General features: G+C 36.8%; 22 protein-coding genes. 2 read left to right on the forward strand and 20 right to left on the reverse strand.

From position 1 onward, the window contains the following. The 16 genes from B9T30_RS12770 to B9T30_RS12850 all read right to left on the reverse strand — a co-directional run. Positions 1–132: IS1 family transposase (locus B9T30_RS12770; RefSeq protein WP_319830018.1), on the reverse strand; the 132-nt coding region annotated here is incomplete at its 3' end. A 118-nt stretch (positions 133–250) separates the two neighbouring features. Continuing rightward, entirely contained in the window at positions 251–586 is a 336-nt protein-coding gene (locus B9T30_RS12775) for a YegP family protein (protein ID WP_086185336.1), read from the reverse strand. A gap of 565 nt (positions 587–1,151) precedes the next feature. Next, positions 1,152–1,511, reverse strand: a complete 360-nt coding sequence (locus B9T30_RS12780) for a 5-carboxymethyl-2-hydroxymuconate Delta-isomerase (RefSeq protein WP_086185337.1) — start codon at positions 1,509–1,511, stop codon at positions 1,152–1,154. Positions 1,512–1,675: 164 nt separating this feature from the next. After that, positions 1,676–2,017, reverse strand: coding sequence for a zinc ribbon domain-containing protein YjdM (locus B9T30_RS12785; protein WP_086164774.1), 342 nt, complete (start codon positions 2,015–2,017; stop codon positions 1,676–1,678). 93 nt (positions 2,018–2,110) lie between these two features. Next, positions 2,111–2,461 carry a DUF488 domain-containing protein gene (locus B9T30_RS12790; protein WP_086185338.1) on the reverse strand — a complete coding sequence of 117 codons (351 nt, stop codon included), beginning with the start codon at positions 2,459–2,461 and terminating at the stop codon, positions 2,111–2,113. Positions 2,462–2,483: 22 nt separating this feature from the next. Continuing rightward, on the reverse strand, positions 2,484–2,825 hold the full coding sequence (locus B9T30_RS12795) for a DUF2004 domain-containing protein (RefSeq protein WP_086185339.1): 342 nt from the start codon (positions 2,823–2,825) through the stop codon (positions 2,484–2,486). Between the two features lie 88 nt (positions 2,826–2,913). Next, positions 2,914–3,360 (reverse strand): SRPBCC family protein, encoded by a 447-nt coding sequence (locus B9T30_RS12800; protein ID WP_086185340.1) that lies wholly within the window; start codon positions 3,358–3,360, stop codon positions 2,914–2,916. A 341-nt stretch (positions 3,361–3,701) separates the two neighbouring features. Continuing rightward, the gene (locus B9T30_RS12810; protein WP_086185342.1) at positions 3,702–4,058 is read right to left on the reverse strand and encodes a hypothetical protein; all 357 of its coding nucleotides are present in this window, start codon (positions 4,056–4,058) and stop codon (positions 3,702–3,704) included. A 41-nt stretch (positions 4,059–4,099) separates the two neighbouring features. Then, positions 4,100–5,095: a hypothetical protein gene (locus tag B9T30_RS12815; RefSeq protein WP_086185343.1), complete on the reverse strand. Its 996-nt coding sequence runs from the start codon at positions 5,093–5,095 to the stop codon at positions 4,100–4,102. Positions 5,096–5,154: 59 nt separating this feature from the next. Beyond that, positions 5,155–5,586, reverse strand: coding sequence for a roadblock/LC7 domain-containing protein (locus B9T30_RS12820; RefSeq protein ID WP_086185344.1), 432 nt, complete (start codon positions 5,584–5,586; stop codon positions 5,155–5,157). A gap of 11 nt (positions 5,587–5,597) precedes the next feature. Further along, complete coding sequence (locus B9T30_RS12825; RefSeq protein ID WP_086185403.1) at positions 5,598–6,140, reverse strand: GTP-binding protein; 543 nt, start codon at positions 6,138–6,140, stop codon at positions 5,598–5,600. Between the two features lie 720 nt (positions 6,141–6,860). After that, positions 6,861–7,238 carry a ribonuclease E inhibitor RraB gene (locus B9T30_RS12830; RefSeq protein ID WP_086185345.1) on the reverse strand — a complete coding sequence of 126 codons (378 nt, stop codon included), beginning with the start codon at positions 7,236–7,238 and terminating at the stop codon, positions 6,861–6,863. A gap of 298 nt (positions 7,239–7,536) precedes the next feature. Beyond that, on the reverse strand, positions 7,537–8,199 hold the full coding sequence (locus tag B9T30_RS12835; RefSeq protein WP_086185346.1) for an RluA family pseudouridine synthase: 663 nt from the start codon (positions 8,197–8,199) through the stop codon (positions 7,537–7,539). A gap of 84 nt (positions 8,200–8,283) precedes the next feature. After that, entirely contained in the window at positions 8,284–8,997 is a 714-nt protein-coding gene (locus tag B9T30_RS12840; protein ID WP_086185347.1) for an SIMPL domain-containing protein, read from the reverse strand. A 666-nt stretch (positions 8,998–9,663) separates the two neighbouring features. Further along, entirely contained in the window at positions 9,664–10,503 is an 840-nt protein-coding gene (locus tag B9T30_RS12845; RefSeq protein ID WP_086185348.1) for a GGDEF domain-containing protein, read from the reverse strand. Between the two features lie 301 nt (positions 10,504–10,804). Further along, positions 10,805–11,044 carry a DUF6868 family protein gene (locus B9T30_RS12850; protein WP_086185349.1) on the reverse strand — a complete coding sequence of 80 codons (240 nt, stop codon included), beginning with the start codon at positions 11,042–11,044 and terminating at the stop codon, positions 10,805–10,807. A 207-nt stretch (positions 11,045–11,251) separates the two neighbouring features. On the opposite strand from B9T30_RS12850, the gene B9T30_RS12855 reads away from it, so the two are divergent. Beyond that, on the forward strand, positions 11,252–11,593 hold the full coding sequence (locus B9T30_RS12855) for a hypothetical protein (protein WP_227518975.1): 342 nt from the start codon (positions 11,252–11,254) through the stop codon (positions 11,591–11,593). Positions 11,594–11,759: 166 nt separating this feature from the next. Here B9T30_RS12855 and B9T30_RS12860 read toward each other — a convergent pair whose 3' ends face one another. The 4 genes from B9T30_RS12860 to acnD form a co-directional block, all read right to left on the reverse strand. Continuing rightward, positions 11,760–11,894, reverse strand: coding sequence for a zinc ribbon-containing protein (locus B9T30_RS12860; RefSeq protein WP_086185351.1), 135 nt, complete (start codon positions 11,892–11,894; stop codon positions 11,760–11,762). A 114-nt stretch (positions 11,895–12,008) separates the two neighbouring features. Next, positions 12,009–12,755 (reverse strand): hypothetical protein, encoded by a 747-nt coding sequence (locus B9T30_RS12865; protein ID WP_086185352.1) that lies wholly within the window; start codon positions 12,753–12,755, stop codon positions 12,009–12,011. A gap of 1 nt (position 12,756) precedes the next feature. Then, complete coding sequence (locus tag B9T30_RS12870) at positions 12,757–13,680, reverse strand: hypothetical protein (protein WP_086185353.1); 924 nt, start codon at positions 13,678–13,680, stop codon at positions 12,757–12,759. 82 nt (positions 13,681–13,762) lie between these two features. Then, positions 13,763–16,369, reverse strand: a complete 2,607-nt coding sequence (acnD, locus tag B9T30_RS12875; RefSeq protein WP_086185354.1) for a Fe/S-dependent 2-methylisocitrate dehydratase AcnD — start codon at positions 16,367–16,369, stop codon at positions 13,763–13,765. A gap of 261 nt (positions 16,370–16,630) precedes the next feature. On the opposite strand from acnD, the gene B9T30_RS12880 reads away from it, so the two are divergent. After that, positions 16,631–17,353: a YgfZ/GcvT domain-containing protein gene (locus B9T30_RS12880; protein ID WP_086185355.1), complete on the forward strand. Its 723-nt coding sequence runs from the start codon at positions 16,631–16,633 to the stop codon at positions 17,351–17,353. Positions 17,354–17,388: the final 35 nt, after the last annotated feature.

Here is a 17,388-nt window from a genome sequence, read left to right on the forward strand (position 1 = left end):
AGGTTTGAGCACACTTGAACGACCACAATCTTTACATCTGAACTGTGCATTTCCACTTTTATTGTGTCCATTCTTATAGATATTCGCTGATTGGCAGCGGGTGCATAGGTAGGTTGTAGTTTCTATGATCATTGTCAGTATTTACAGCTTGTGTGGTTTCAGTTGTATTCTAAAATAAAACACGTTGGATCTGAGCACTACCAAAAAAAGTATATATTCATACATACTTTGATATACATACCGCTTTAATTTAAGCTGTTAAATCTTTAATCGTCGTACTTGAACCATTACTTTTGACCGACTCAATTCCCTTTTCACGCGATTGCTCAGTTGCATAAAATTGACTGGTTCCAATAATTTGATGATTAACCGCTTTTAAATTAAAATAAGGCTTACCGTTTTTTGCTTCCTTGCGTTCAAAACGACTTTCATCTGCACTATTTTTTTGTACCGATTCAATCCCGTTTTGTGCAGAGGCTCTCGCCTTATATAATTCACTGGTCAAAATGACTTCGCCATTTCCTGCTTTTAAAACAAAGCGATATTGTCCGTCACTGCTTTGACTCAACTCATACCATCCAGACATTGTGAACACCCTCTTGTTATTTTAAAGTTTATAAAAAGCATTATGTTGATTAAATATTAATCAGTCTTGTATTCAATATAAATGACTTTTTGCTTTTTCAAAAGTATGTTTTGTTACGAATTGATAATGTGATTTTTTCTTAAAATATCGCTTCAACAACCCAAATGATTAAATAATTTATCTTGAGTCATCAAATCATAAAAGGGAATGAAATCTCAGATCTCATTAACTAATGCCAGTCAGTTAAAAAATTAACTGGCATTTTATTTTTTAAATTCATAATATTACTCGATACGCGAAAACGTCATCCGCAACTGTTCGAGGCAAAACTATTTTAAAAAAGTAAGGTTTCTGCGATTTATTAATCAATAAAAGGTATTTGACGAGTTTTGCGGATGACAAATGCCTTTGATTACTTTGGGCTTATCCAAAGTAATAGATGAGCTCCAAGTGTTTGATTTAAAAATATAAGACTCCGTCGTGAACAACTAAAAACTAAGGACTTTATTTCTAAAACCCTTAACTGGCTGGCATTCCATCATTAACCCTATTTGCTTGCTACAGATTAGACAATTTTTTTGCTATAGGTTGCTTTCTGCATTTCTAAAATTTCTACACAAATTTGTAAACTCAGTTGGCTTTGCTTAGGCAAATGCTGCTCAAGTACACTTAATAATAATTGGGAAATTTCCTGTTGTAACTCCAGAGTTCGCCCTGTCAATAACGAAACTTTGGCGTGTACATAAGCTTGCGATTCATCCCCTAAACCAATGACATAATCATGCTGACAAACAGCACGACTTTTTACATCATTGGCCAAATGCACATAAGCGCCATCGAGCAATGCTTGGTTTAAAGCAAGCAGAAGTGGTTGCGGTGCTAAGTTTTCAATATTGGCTGAATATTCCAAATGAATATGTGGCATAACAAAAATCCTTTAAGATCATTGCTTCGTTATAGCATGCTCTATGCTGAATCAGCAGACCAATCTATTCATATTTAATCAATCGGTTCAGTAAATCCATTCCGCTCGCTTAAAAAAAAGCCCTCACATTTTAGCGAGGGCTTTTTGACTTCAATTACTGTTGGTTAAGCTTTTTTTACAAACTCAGATTTAAGTTTCATTGGGCCAAAACCATCTACTTTACAATCAATATCATGACCATCACTCGCATCTGTCAATAAGCGAATATTTTTCGCTTTTGTACCCACTTTGACGACAGATGAAGAGCCTTTAATTTTCAGATCTTTAACGACTGTCACCGTATCACCATCACTGAGGATATTGCCATTTGCGTCTTTAATGATTGTGACTTCTTCAGCCTTGCTTTCACTCTCTTTCCATTCATGAGAACATTCTGGACAAATCAGCAAATCACCATCTTGATAAGCATATTCTGAGTTACATTTTGGGCAATTTGGCAAAGACATAAAAAACCTCAAAAATACTAATATAACATTTTATCTTCAAATCGATTGCTAAAACCCTATTTATTTTATGGAATAAACAAGGCTTCAACAGACTTAGCCTTGTTCTAACATCTGTTTGAGTACAACCACATGATTATCATGTTCATTTTTAGTAGCAGTAATTAAAGTCACTTTTTCTTGTTGAGCGACCTTCCGAATATGCTGAAGCATCTCTGGCTGTTCCATCAGTTCTGCTTTATAGCGCTGTTGAAAGTCGTCCCAACGATGCTCAATGTCTTGATGATACCATTTTCGTAACTCAGTCGATGGTGTGATTTCCTTAGGCCACAAATCAATTTTGGCATCTTCCTTTTTAATACCTCTAGGCCAAAGTCGATCGACTAAAATTCGTTTGCCATCCATGTCCGAAGCGGCTGTATAAATACGTTTTATATAGATATTCATGATGATCTATCCGTTAAACATATTAACTTTCCATCGAAATTCCAACCACCGTCTCATCCCGATCCAGCTCTACACATAAAACATATTGAGTTACTTCTTCTGGTAAGGTGAAATCAATCCGATAATTTTCATCCTCCTCAAGCACCCAATCAATATGTGGACTCAGTTCTAGCACATTTAAAACCTGTAAAGGTTGAGGTGTTGCAGTCCCTAAGTTTTTAAGCCAATACTCTGGCTCAAGCTCCTCTAGATGATGTTCAGCATATAAACGCACTGCATTATCATCGGTATCATTCTGATATACAGATAACATTGCAGCTCGAGCTTTCTGCTCTAATTTTTGAATTTGTTCAGTATTATTCATCTATTACTTCTCTCTTTTTTTATTGTCTTTACGCTTATATTCATACGAGTAAATACATTAATGAAATTCATTAATATATAAAGAGGTTTTATTGATCTGGAATTTCAGGATTAACCAATAAAGCCAACAATTGCAATGACTCTTGCCATCCTAAATAACAGGCTTCAACTGGAATGATATCAGGAATCCCCGATTGAGTAATATTAACTTCTGTGCCCACAGAAACGGCTTTAAGCTGAATAATCACTTCAATTTTCCCTGATAAATTCGGATCATCAAACTGGTCGGTATAGCGCAACAACTGGTTTGCAACCAACTCATGATAGATTCCACTAAAACCGTGGCTCGAACCTGTAGAAAAATTACAAAAGGACATTTTATACGTTCCACCCACTTTAGCATCAAGATGATGAACTTTGGCGGTAAACCCATAGGGTGCCATCCATTTCACCAAAGCATCAGGGTCAATAAATGCTTTAAATACCCGTTCTGGTGGCGCACTGAATACGCGATGCAGTTTTACTGTATGACTCACGATTTCATTCCTTATTTTTGTTTTATGAGGCAGTCATTTTACGCTGTGTAACTTTAACTTTTGTATCGTTTTGGCTTTTATATGATTTTAGTTGAATCCATCATAGATAAAAAAAAGCATGAGCTTGCCAAGTTTTTTAGTATTTACGATTTCGTTTTAATACTTACCCGTAACTGGTTGCAAACTGTTGAAAAAGCTATCAGCAACATAACATTAAAATGTATGAGCCATATATGGCATAAGTACATGATGTACAGGAAGCTTTAGGCTATGTGGTAACGTCCTAATCGCTCCCTGTCATGTTTTTTCAAGTCAATTTCTTATCCGTAATTTGGACTTTATTAAGAAAAATCTAACTCTTTTTCAAATGCCTTTAACTCATAACGAGCCATTGCTAAGTTCGATTTAGAACGATCTAATACCAAATAAAGAAATAATGCATCATTCGAATCTAAAGGACGGATTAAATGATATTGCTTACCCAAAGTAATTAAAATATCTTCAATACTATCATTTAGTTGCAATGTTTTAGCAACCTTACGTTTTGAACGAATAACTTCCGTATTACCTGCTGCAGCCAGCTCTAAATCTACACCACTCCCCTGTGTTGCCAAAGCTAATCCGCTCTCACTATCCACCAATGCAGCTGCAACAAAACCATCTAAATTTGTTAATGTATCTAAACCAATACGTGCCATTTTTTACACCTCAATAATAGGGTTTCCCCTGAAAAATTTATTTATAAGCCAAGTTTCTTTCGAAGCTTTCCAAAAAAGCTTCGAAGTTTATTTGTCTGACCAGTTTCAATCTGGTTTATATCTGTAAAAAATTTAACTTCATCCGATTCAACAAACCGCCCCAATTGAAGCAAGTTCGCACAGCCAACAAAATTCAATATTTTTTCATCGGTTAAATTCAGATGTTGTTTAACGGCCTCAATATTGGCACCTTCTGAAAAACAGGCTGCAATTTTCAAGTAATCTCGCCGACGTATATCTCTTTCAAACTGTGGCCAAATCTCTAATTTAAAATTCTGATTCAGTTCTACTTTCGGAAGCTGTAGCATGGAAGACTGACTTAAAATTAGCCACAACCAAACTCGCAAATCATAAATTAACTTGCCTTCAATTTGCTCTTGAACAATTTGACTCGTTGCATAGGTTTGGTTCAAAGACTCGTTAAACTGCAATCCAGTCATATTTTCTTCAACCCATACACGCTCTGTCCGTGTATCGACAAGTGCAATAAAGCCACTGGCATCAAACAATTGAATATACCCATTGCGTGGCGTAAAGATCTCTGCAAATACGTCTTCTAATGTCGCATTAGGTTTCAATGTGACAGGGAGTTTACTTCTTGTATCAAGATAAAATTGCCTATCATTTCGCTCAGATTCGATGGGCTTAATATCAGACAAATTTTCTTGTGCAAGCCACTCATGCAAGTATCTTAAATTGGAAAATGGATAGAATAATTGATCATCAATAATTCGCCCCAAATCACTATTCGATTTGGTTAATCTCAAATATCGTTTCGCTCTTTCTTTTAATACCTTTTGAATACCAATCGAATTAAAAAAAACATCGCTGACGAATAACACATCAATTTTTTCCTCAGCAATATTGACCCACTTAAGATGAGTATCTGAAGGCAGACATAACAAAATCTGAGTCTTCAATAGGTTTAGGTCTGTCGTATTTAAACCAAATATCGCTATTTTCAAAGCTTGTGTCATTTTAAAACCATATTAAAATCATAATATTAGCTATATCCAAAAGAATTAAACTTCTGATCTCAGCTATTGGATATTTCCGAAACTTTTTTAATTTGAGGCTTTGCCAAACTATCACTCAACTTTTTGAAGTAATACAACATTTGCCCCATCAAAATGTCTTTATTGGTCACAGCAACAATCACCATAGGATGCTGCGGATGGTCTACGGCAGTTAAAAACACTTTGCCGTTTTCCGCATCTAAAGTAATTGTTTGACATCCGAACAATTGAATTTCGGATATGAAAGCGGAGACCATTGCTAAGATTGAGCTACTTACGGCAGCAATTTTTCCGGTGTTCTCTATATTTTTTTTTGAAGCAAGCGACAGCTCAAAACCATCAGATGAACACAACATCACAAAATTTACACCACTCACTTCATTTAAAAACTCGTGCAATTCTTGGCTAGAAAATACTTTGAATTCTTGTCCCACTTCACGTGAATTAATCATTTTCTGACCTTTTATATATTTATTGCAGGTTGCATTTCTAATTTTGCGATTAGCGTTTCTATCACTAACAAAACATCATCTTTTTTGCGTGCATCAACTGCAAATAAGGGGAATTGTTTTTGATGAATTTGCATCCAATCCCGATATATTTTTAACTTCTGATCATGTTCTAAATCTAAATGTGTTACCCCAATGACAATATTCGTACCCAAATCTTCAAATGCTTTTAAATAGAACTCTAAGTCTTTCAATCTTTGGGAACTACTATGATCAATTAAAACGACGATACCTATTGCACCTTTACATACAATTGACCACATAAAATCAAAGCGGTCTTGTCCGGGTGTGCCGTATAAACCTATCTTAGTACCGTCATCTAAACTAATTTCGCCATAATCAATGCCGACAGTTGTTAACGCTTTTTGATGTGCTTGAGTGTCAGTATTAACTGCTTCTGTGCTTACAACACCAGTATCAGATAATGCTTTTATGGCAGCAGATTTTCCTGCTCCCATTGTTCCCCCGAAAACAATTTTATATTGCTGCAATATCACGATGTAAACCTTATTTTTTAGAATTAATGCGACATGTTTCACATTATATTTCAAATACGCGTTCAAAAAAAGGAATTTCAATAAATTTATTTAATTTTTCTTTTTAAAATCAATGATTATTTAGCAAAACTTTACAATCAACCGAGTCCTGCTTAAGCGAATCCTTCGCCCCACTGAATAGTTGGTTTATTTTAATGACATCACTCATCAGCGCACAAACAGTGCATAAATTCCTGCCAAATAAAAGTTATGGAATCCATACATAAATGAGTATTGTGCTAATGCTTCATCAGGGTAAAAGTCAGGTATGCAATGTGAGTTAATGTACATTCATCAAAAAATTATTTGCGAAGAGCAAGTCTTTTAAAATTTAGGAAGGTTTTTTGAATAGTTTGTTTTTATACTGAGTTCATACGCTAAAAAAAATTTAAAGTTATTGAATTGAAGGCATTGATACCAAATACAGATGAATATAATTCCTGAAAGACTCAGCTGAGATAATCGGGTTCTGATGCATGCACCCTGTTGTTTTAGCGTTTTTCAATAAATTGCTTCAAAATACTGAAAAATATCATCAATAACACAAAATAAAGCCGTATATGGCGTAAGTATATGATGGCTAGAAGCTGAGGTCGTAGTACTCCCTAAGGGTTTCCAGCCATCTTTTTCAAGTCAACTTCTATCCAAGCTTCGGATTAAATAACCAAATAAACTCATCGTTTAGGTTGATTCTTCTTCAACATCTTCATCATCATAGACATAAGCCATGCAGCCCCAACCATCGTATTCACCGCCATGTTGTTCTGCAATTTTGCCAAACCATTCCTCTAAATCTACGATGTCTGAATATTCAGGCTCCATATACACATAAATCGTAATTACCCATTCTGCTGTGTCAGAATCTTCATCTTCAAACATGCTGATTTTTTGTTCTTCTTTAAGTAAATAAAGTGCACATTTTTCAGCTTGTTCTTCAGTTTGAAATGCAATAGAAAATTCAATTTCATGTGCTTCTGTTAGGTCATCACCATCTTCAGCCATTTGCCACAGTACATTGCCATTGTCGTCATCTGGAAATTGTTCAAAATTACGTGTCATGGGGAGTTTCCTTATCTTCATTATGTACAGCTATACCATTGTACTGAGATTAGCTCAAGTTTGTTTCAGTTTAGCGATTTAATCCAATATGGCTGTTAAATCCTGATCAATAGATGACGTACATAAAGCAAAAAATATTCAAAATTTAATTCTGTAAAAGTAGCACCATCTAAGCTTTTTAATTTTAGCGTGAGCAACCACGTATGTTGATTAAAAATACCCCTCCAAAGAAGCCTATTATGATTCTAAAAACTATACACCCACAGCAGTAATTTATAGTTGTTTTACAATCCATACTTTAAAATGGAAGGCTTCCTCTTATTTCAACCTCTGCCCCACTCAACGGTTGCTTAAATGCCAAATAACTCGCATGTAATGCCATACGCTTTAATGGTGACTGTTGATAGTCAGGGTGATAAAACTGATCCCCTGTAATGGGATGCCCAATATATTGCATATGCACACGTAACTGATGCGAACGTCCAGTTACAGGCGTCAGTAATACGCGAGTGATATCATCTGCCTCAAAATACTGCACAGCTTGATACAAGGTTTTTGCCACTTTCCCCAATTCAAAATGCACCATCTGACGCGGACGATTTTCCCAGTCGGTCATCAGGGGTGCATCCACACTGCCCTGACCTTCGAGTTTGCCTTGTACTAGCGCAATATAATTTTTTTTCACTGTCCTCGCTTGGAACATCTTGCTCACTGCAACTTCGGCATTGCGGTGTTTAGCAAACATTAAAATACCCGAGGTTGCCATATCTAGGCGATGGGTGATTTTAGCATGAGGGTATTTTTCAACCACACGTAAATAGGCACTGTCTTGATGCTCAGGCAAACGCCCCGGTACAGACAATAATCCCGCAGGCTTGTCAATCACCACCAAATCATCATCTTCATAGACTATGCAAAGCGGTTGTTGCGGAGGCATATAAACAAAATGGTTTGGAGGCATAGTGTACAGCGTAATCGAAAAATTTAAGGGCGAAAATAACAAGGCCTAATTCAGCTGTCAATCGCTGTATAAGGCGGTATCAACTTAATCTGCTAGATAATAATCCACTGTTGACACGACCCGTACTTTCTTTAAATACGGTGTATTACTGTCCCGATCTTCAATACTAAACAAGCCTTGATTTGCCGATTTAATTTTGCCTAAACCACTTTTAGAATCGGCAGCAAATTTTTCTGCAACACTGCGTGCATTTTGGGTTGCTTGCTCAATCATGGCAGGTTTAATTTCATTCAATTTGGTAAATAAATATTCGGTTCTTTGTCCAGAGTCATCGCCACCAAAGGCAATGCCTTTTTTACCCAATACCACTAAACGACTTTGCGCCCCACGTACCGCATCTATTTTATGGGTATATACGGTAATGGTTTGATGGGCGGTATAACGTAGCGCAACATTTGCATCGCCGCCATATTGTTGGGCATATTTATCGGTGGTTCCGGGGGCAGCCGTGGTAATTTCCTCTGCCGTAAAACCTTCGCTTTTTAAGAAGGCCTGAATTTGCTGAGTATGGGTTTCCATTGTGTCGTATAACTGGGTCAGATCTTGGTTGGCTGAACTAAAACGAATGGGCCACACTGCAACGTCGGCTTTCACTTCACGCTCCGATAAACCTTTAACTGAAACAATCCGTTCATATTGTTTAATTTTCAGTGCGCTATTGGCTAAAATCCAGCCCGCGATAATCATGCCTAAGCAAATTAAACCGCCTAAAATAAGTGAGGGTTTGAGTTGATTCATCGGACTAAACTCCTTTTACCCATTATTTTTATCTAGCTTTTGTGGTTGTGTTATCGCTTATACAGCAGCATAAAAAATTGCTGACCTTATTTTTAATATACTTATCTTTAATATAAACGCAGGCTATATCACGATTCCCTGCATATGCAGCGGATTACCTTTAAAGTAACAGATTTGATCTATGGATATGAATTGTTCATTTGTATCTATACTTTCTAATTTAAAATTTACTCTATAATTTTGATTTATCATTATTTTTATATTGTTATTCTGTTTTATTTGATAGCGAATTTTTTAGGGTGTTGGGGAAAACATCATGTTTAACTTCAACAATTATAGCTTTGTAAGCGACAACTTTTAGCCTATAAACTTGTGATCTATAGCGTCCTAAGCAGAATCGAGACCTTTTGGGCGAGTACTACACTGACTTTATAAGTAACTGGTAGCATCTACTCTTTTCGATCCCCGTCACACCCTTGAGATATAATTTACCAAGATCACTTCGGGATTATTTCCCTAAGAAAAACTAATTTTTATATTTTTCAGTAATTTTTTTCACTTAAATTATTAAAAACAGTATTTATTACCATTTTAGATAAAATAATGATTTTTTATTGCATAAAAATACAATTTATTGGAATTTTAATCACTCTAAAAAACTTCACTTTAAGCAAAACAAATCGTGGTTTGAGATTTTCCTAAGGCTTTTGCTTGATACATCAGTTGATCTGCTTGATGTGTCGCATCTTCGCAATCTTTAGGTAAGCTATTAAAAATACGAATCCCCATACTAAAATCAATACCATACTCTTGTTTTAAACCGCTATTGAAAAACATTTCCCGTAATTTACGTGAATATTCTTCTGCACCGGCTTGGTCTGTATCTAGTAAAATCACCACAAACTCATCCCCACCCATACGGGCCAAAATGTCTGAACTGCGTGAAGATTGTTTCAGCACTTGCGCAAATTTCACCAGTACATCATCGCCTGCACTATGTCCTAATTGATCATTCACTGCCTTAAAACCATCTAAATCAATCATACCAACTGCAAATTGCATGCCTTTTCTGAGGCTAATTTTGTGCAGTAATTGATATTCAAAATTGAATGCACGTACATTATTTAAAGAGGTTAATGTATCTTGCATTGCCATCATGGTGAGTGCTGCAAGATTTTTGCGCACTTTAATTAACAACAGGGCAACAATACTAAAAAATCCTAATCGGACACATCCATTCCAAAAGGGAGCAAATGGCGTTGAATAATAATGTCCTGCGCTAAAGTCGGCATAAAGCCATGTCAGGCCAGATATGATAATCGTGGCCACGCTACTTTTTACGCTGTCATACCAAGCGGCAATAGATACAGGCACGAGGTAAAATACCGAAAATGCATATTCAAAACCTGTTGCCAGATCAATCCAACCCAATATTATAATGCTTAAAAAAATAGCAATTCGTCGGGCAAACGTATGGGTTGAAAGTACTTTTTCCAGTATATTCATTACTATGGAATGTCCGACATGATTTTTTATAGAATAATTGTTTTTAATACATTTTCACAGTCAAAATCCGACCAAAATTTAACTTGTTTTGGGATGAAATGGCTAAATAAAACTGCGTGATTGTTCTTGCTGATTAACCGCTAACCGAGCGATTTTTATTCTGATACTTACTGCTCAAAACTACTGTTTTTTTGATGAACAATCATAATTTCAAGCCATTGTAAATTGGCGCACTAAAGTCATATCAATCTAAATCAATAGAATACCTTGTCCATTCCATACGCTGTAAAATTTAAACACATTAAAGTAATTTTAACGCAATCAATGGCACAAGATTCAATAACAGGATGCCAATTTTATAGACCGCCATCGCTGAATAATGAATCGCATCAAAGTTTTGATCCGACAATTTAAACCATTGCGTATGCAATTTTTTAATAGCACTTTTGGCAAAAATAAAAGCAAAAAACCAAGTTAATAGAATGATATAGTTAATTAACGTGCAATAAAGCAGGACATCTGTGAATTGCGCTATATTCATTATACTCACCCTGTTTTTCTTTATTTCCTGTTGTTATTTTATGCTGAATTTAGGTGTGATATACAGTTTTGTACTTTAAATTTTGAGGGGATAAGTTTTAAAAGCATCTCATTGCATAACAAGCGTATTGAAAGTTGCTGATTTTAAAGGTTTTCATGTAAAGTTGGCACATTGATTTCAAAGAATATCATCACCATGAAAACAAAAATGGCGCTCTTGATTATACTCACGGCACTCTCACTGAGTTCATGCAAAGTATTAAAAACACATATTGTAAAAGTGACCAGTTCAAGTGAACCACAAGCACATGATATTTTATTAAAAACCACCAAAGGCTATGTGTATTTGTCCACACAAAAAATGACAGATAAACAAAAAGAAATTTTAAAAAACCTACGTCCTTTTCAATGCTTAGAAATTAAAACGCCTGAGCAGTTCGCCATGCAAAACAGAGAAATAAGATTTTATGATTTTAAAATCAGATCCCTAGTCGAAAGCGATAAAGAATGCCGAAAAATTAAAGTCACGACACGTATTGAAGTACATTAATTTTAAAGACGTTTAAAATTTTTCCACCATGATTTCCAAATTGATTGATCGTGATTGGTGGTTATTGTTCTATTTCACTAAGTTATAAATAACAAAAAGCCCTATGGAGTAATAGGGCTTTTGTTTAAAAACAGGTTGTCTGTTTTATCAATGTCGCTAGGTACTGTTATTTTTTAAATTCAGTGCCATGGCATTTGGTACACGGGGGTAAACGGTCTGTACCAATTTCTAAGTAAGTGCGACGACCGCACTGAATACAAAAATAGAAGCCTGTTCCGGGTTTTTCGCCAGCAGTAACCATTTTTGTTCTCCATGTGTTTTAGAAATGGTGAATCTAGTATATTCTTTTTATGATGATTGTCTATTGTTCATTTCGACGGGTGATGGTGGCATTTAGGCGAAGTAAATTTACTAACTATATATCTTCACAAGCTGAGAATAGTCGCTTAGCGTATGCTTCACCTCTAATTCTTACAAACTCCTCATCAATCATAAAAATCCAAACTAGAATAAAAATTATATGTATAGAAAATAATACATAATATTCAACAGGTATTACTGCAAGACTTTTCCAATCAACCCAAAGCTCCGATATTTTTAAAAATAAAAAAGTTAATGATATTAAAAAGGATAGCAAAATTATTGTAATTGCCGTACTTTTAAAAGCTAGTAGGTTTCGACTAAAACCATATGCAATATTCTCTTTAAATATCAAAGGATATTTACTTGTATCTCTTGTATACTCCAGTAAATATTTCGTGGCTGACTGATAGTACTCATCGGCTTTGCTTGAATCTTTAATTTCAGCTGATGGCGTTAAATTTTTAAAGTTTGGAACTAAATTTACTAATTTTTTTCGATACCTTTCTTTAGTAAACCTATCTAATGCTGTGTCAGAATGTCTTAAAATTTTGGTAGTTGGTGCCCCACCCCATTTTAAGAATAATTTTTTCTGTAATCTATTACCAAATGTAGACATTTGAATTGATAATAAATGAATTAGTCCACAAGTCACAAATATTCCAAGAACAGTACCCAATAATGTTCTTAAAGGTTCAATTAATATATAAGCAGTAACTACTAAAGGCGAAACTATTAGCAATGCTGGTTTTATCCTTGCATTTAAACTATATTGATCAAAAAAATTATCTATTGTAAGCATTTCAATCTATATTTTCCAACGTGTATTCTTTTTCTAATTCAATGCTCCCAAAATAATAATCTGAGCTATTTTTTGATAAATCTAAAATTTTATCTGACAGGGGGGATGTTGGCTCATATTTTTCATTTGATGAATAAATATGAATATAATCCCCATCACATTCAAAGGTAATATCTCCTGCTCTATTCTGAGTAATTTTTGAGTATCCAGTATAATAATGTAAATGCCTAGATGGTGCCTGCCCAATTACTATAATTTGTGGATCAAGTTTTTTTAACCATGAATTTGGAATTTTTCCTGACTCACGTCCATGATGTGATGCAAATACAATCGTGGTTTTTTCTAATTTTATGTCATCAAAAATTTTCTCCATAAAATCATTTTCTAGATCACCAATCCATAAGAAGCTGGCACCATCATTAATACTATATCTAATTACAGCAGATATATTATTAGGACTACCACCAGACTCACATTCCTTCAAAGCATTTATATAGTCTTCATTATCCAATTTAGGCCATAAAATAGAAATTCCTGCACTCCCTCGATCATCATCTTTTTCATTCATCCATTTTCTTTTACAATTTTTATAAATGTAAAAAGCTTTTTCACCATCTCTTAATTTACAGTAGTGCTTAAATGATACTGTTTCGGTACTTTTAGTTGCTTTATTTTTAACAACATAAAAATTAACAATTGGCATTTTTTCATCGAGATATTCAATTCCACCAAAATGGTCTTGATCAGGGTGGGTAGATATAAATCTCGTAATACCTTTATTTTTACTTTCTTTTTTTAGCTCATTAACTATTTTCTCTTTGTTATCGTCATTAAGATTACAATCAATAATAGTAAAATTATCACTACCATGTTTTATATAAAATGTATCCCCATTACCTGATGAGAAACTTTTCACAATAGCCATAAACAACCCCTTATAAATATAAAAAACCCCACTTCACAGTAGGGTCTTTTCACAAAAATATCAATAACTTTTGGCTAAAGTCTTAAGCCACATTCCCTTCCAAAAAGTCCTGTGCAAAGCGCTGCAATACACCACCTGCTTCATACACATGCACTTCTTCTTCGGTATCTAAACGACAGGTCACAGCAACTTCAACCACTTCATTTTTACCATCCTCAGTGGCACGCTCAATCACCAAAGTCAGGTCAGAACGTGGTGCAATGTTACCAATCACGCTATACAGCTCAGTACCATCTAGCTTTAAAGTTTTACGGTCTACACCTGCTTTAAACTCAAGCGGTAATACGCCCATACCGACCAAATTGGTACGGTGAATACGTTCAAAACCTTCGGCCACAATCGCTTCCACACCTGCCAAACGCACACCTTTAGCAGCCCAGTCACGGCTTGAACCCTGACCATAGTCTTTACCCGCAATAATAATTAGCGGTTGCTTACGGTTCATGTAAACCTCAATCGCCTCCCACATGCGCATGACTTCGCCTTCAGGCTCTACACGTGCTTTAGAACCTTGTTTCACCGTACCATCTGAACGAAGAACCATTTCATTAAACAATTTCGGATTAGCAAACGTCGCACGTTGTGTGGTTAAGTGGTCACCACGGTGTGTTGCATAGGAGTTAAAGTCTTCCTCAGGCACACCCATTTTTGCCAAATATTCACCCGAAGCACTGTCCAATACAATCGCATTCGATGGTGATAAATGATCTGTGGTGATGTTGTCACCTAAAATTGCCAGCGGACGCATATTGGCTAAAGTCCGCGGTGCAGCCAAAGCCCCTTCCCAATATGGTGGACGACGAATATAGGTACTTTGCGGACGCCAGTCATACAGTGGACTGGCCGCTTTTTCATTGACACCCAAATCAAACATCGGAATATAGATTTTACGGAACTGTTCAGGCTTCACAGCGACTTTCACCAAAGCATCAATTTCTTCATCAGACGGCCAAATGTCTTTGAGGTAAATTGGATTGCCATCTTTATCATTACCCAGTGAATCAGTTTCGATGTCAAAACGAATGGTGCCTGCAATGGCATAAGCAACGACTAATGGTGGAGACGCTAAGAATGCTTGTTTTGCATAAGGATGGATACGACCATCAAAGTTACGGTTGCCCGAAAGCACCGCAGTTGCATACAAGTCACGATCAATAATTTCTTGTTGAATTTTTGGATCTAAAGCACCTGACATACCGTTACACGTGGTACATGCATAGGCCACAATACCAAAACCCAATTTTTCTAAATCGTGTAATACCCCTGCTTCTTCCAAATACAAAGCCGCAGCTTTAGAACCCGGTGCAAAAGAGGATTTCACCCAAGGTTTACGCGTTAAACCCAATTCATTGGCTTTACGTGCCAGTAAACCTGCCGCAACGGTATTACGTGGGTTTGAGGTATTGGTACATGAAGTAATAGCTGCAATAATCACTGCACCATCAGGCATTAAACCATCGGTACGGTGCTCAACCAAACCTGCAATGCCTTTGGCTTTTAAGTCGCTGGTTGATACACGTGCATGTGGATTCGATGGCCCTGCAATATTACGGGTCACAGTAGACAAGTCAAAACGCAGCACACGCGGATATTGCGCTTGTGTCATTTCCGATGCCCAAAGACCCATTTCTTTGGCATAGGTTTCAACCAGTTTAATTTGATCCGCTTCACGACCCGTTAAAGTCAAATAATCAATGGTGTTTTGGTCGATGTAGAACATTGCCGCAGTCGCGCCATATTCAGGCGTCATGTTGGAGATGGTCGCGCGGTCACCCACCGACATGCTGTCCGCACCTTCACCAAAGAACTCAAGGTACGCACCGACTACACGTTCTTTGCGCAAGAATTCAGTTAATGCTAAAACGATGTCGGTTGCGGTAATGCCTGCTTGACGCTGACCAACCAACTCCACACCAATAATGTCGGGTAGACGCATCCACGATGCACGGCCCAACATCACATTTTCAGCTTCTAAACCACCCACACCAATTGAAATTACACCGAGTGCATCGGTATGTGGCGTATGCGAGTCTGTGCCCACACACGTATCAGGATAAGCCACGCCACCACGGTTTTGAATCACTGGCGACATTTTTTCTAAATTAATTTGATGCATGATGCCGTTGCCCGCAGGAATCACATCGACATTTTCAAATGCTGTTTTAGTCCATTCAATGAAGTGGAAACGGTCTTCATTACGACGGTCTTCAATGGCACGGTTTTTCTCAAAAGCATCTGGGTCAAAACCGCCAAATTCTACAGCCAATGAGTGATCGACAATGAGCTGGGTCGGTACAACAGGATTGACTTTAGACGGGTCGCCGCCTTGGTCGGCAATCGCATCACGCAGACCTGCAAGGTCAACCAATGCTGTTTGTCCAAGGATGTCATGACACACTACACGTGCAGGATACCAAGGAAAATCATGCTCTTGACGACGCTCAATCAGTTCTTTTAAAGATTGTTCTAAAATAGCAGGGTCACAACGGCGTACGAGCTGCTCTGCAAGTACTTTTGAAGTATATGGGAGTTTTGCATATGCGCCTGGCTGAATATCTTCTACGGCTTGGCGTACATCAAAATATTCGAGCTGGGTTCCACTCAGTGGTTTACGATAATTGTTATTCATAGCGTACTTGCCTCTTGACTCATTTTTTTACTGCATGTTTTTTTGATGACTAGTCACAATCGGTTCGTAGGCATTGTACGCTTTCAAAAAGCCATTTCCCAAATCGTATATATTTCATATGGTTAGATATAAAAACAGGGGTTTTTGAAATACTTAGTTACATATATTTTTTAATATTTACTCTAAATGTGCTTTTTTCTGCAAAATAGTGGAAAATCAGGCTAATTCTTTAGTATTAGATTCAGTATTGGTGGGCGATAAATGAGCAATTTAGCTTTTTCCTCATTCACACTAAACGGTGTGGATGCACAAAAATTCCTGCAAGGACAAGTCACTCTCAACGTGGCAGCTTTGGCTGAGAACCTAACACGCTATACCGCAATCTGTAGTTTAAAAGGTCGGATTCAGTTTGGTTTATGGTTAACAAAGCTTAATCCTGAAAGTTTTGAAATTGTCACAACACAAGATCAAAGTGAAGAATTTGCCAAACATATTAAAAAATTTGGTGCATTTTCTAAAATGAAGTTGGAACAAGCGGCACAAGTCTTCCCCACTTTAAATGATGACAGCACTGATTTTAGCCCGACTGAAACAGATATCAATATCTGGCAACTGCAAGCGATTGAAGCAGGTCAAGCTTGGATTTCGGCAACCACTGCGGAACTGTTTCAACCGCAAGAATTACGTCTGCATCAACGTGAAGGCGTACATTATGACAAGGGCTGCTATATTGGTCAGGAAATTATTGCGCGTCTTTGGTTTAAGGCAAAACCAAAAAGTTGGTTGCACCTTGTTCAAGGCACAGGTGATGTTCCTGCCCCTGCAACTCAATTGAATAAGGATATCCAAATCGTCAACAGTATTGCCATTGATGGTGGTTACAAAGCATTGGTTGTGGCAAAACCTGCCGCACTTGAAGAGCTGGGTTTACAGGTTTTAGCTTTACCGACAAGTTTAAATGGTGATGTGGCTCGTCTGCAGTAATATTTTTCAAGTTAGCCCTCAACTATGAGGGCTAA

This window comes from Acinetobacter sp. ANC 4973 (genome assembly GCF_002135275.1).
GTDB lineage: Bacteria > Pseudomonadota > Gammaproteobacteria > Pseudomonadales > Moraxellaceae > Acinetobacter > Acinetobacter kyonggiensis.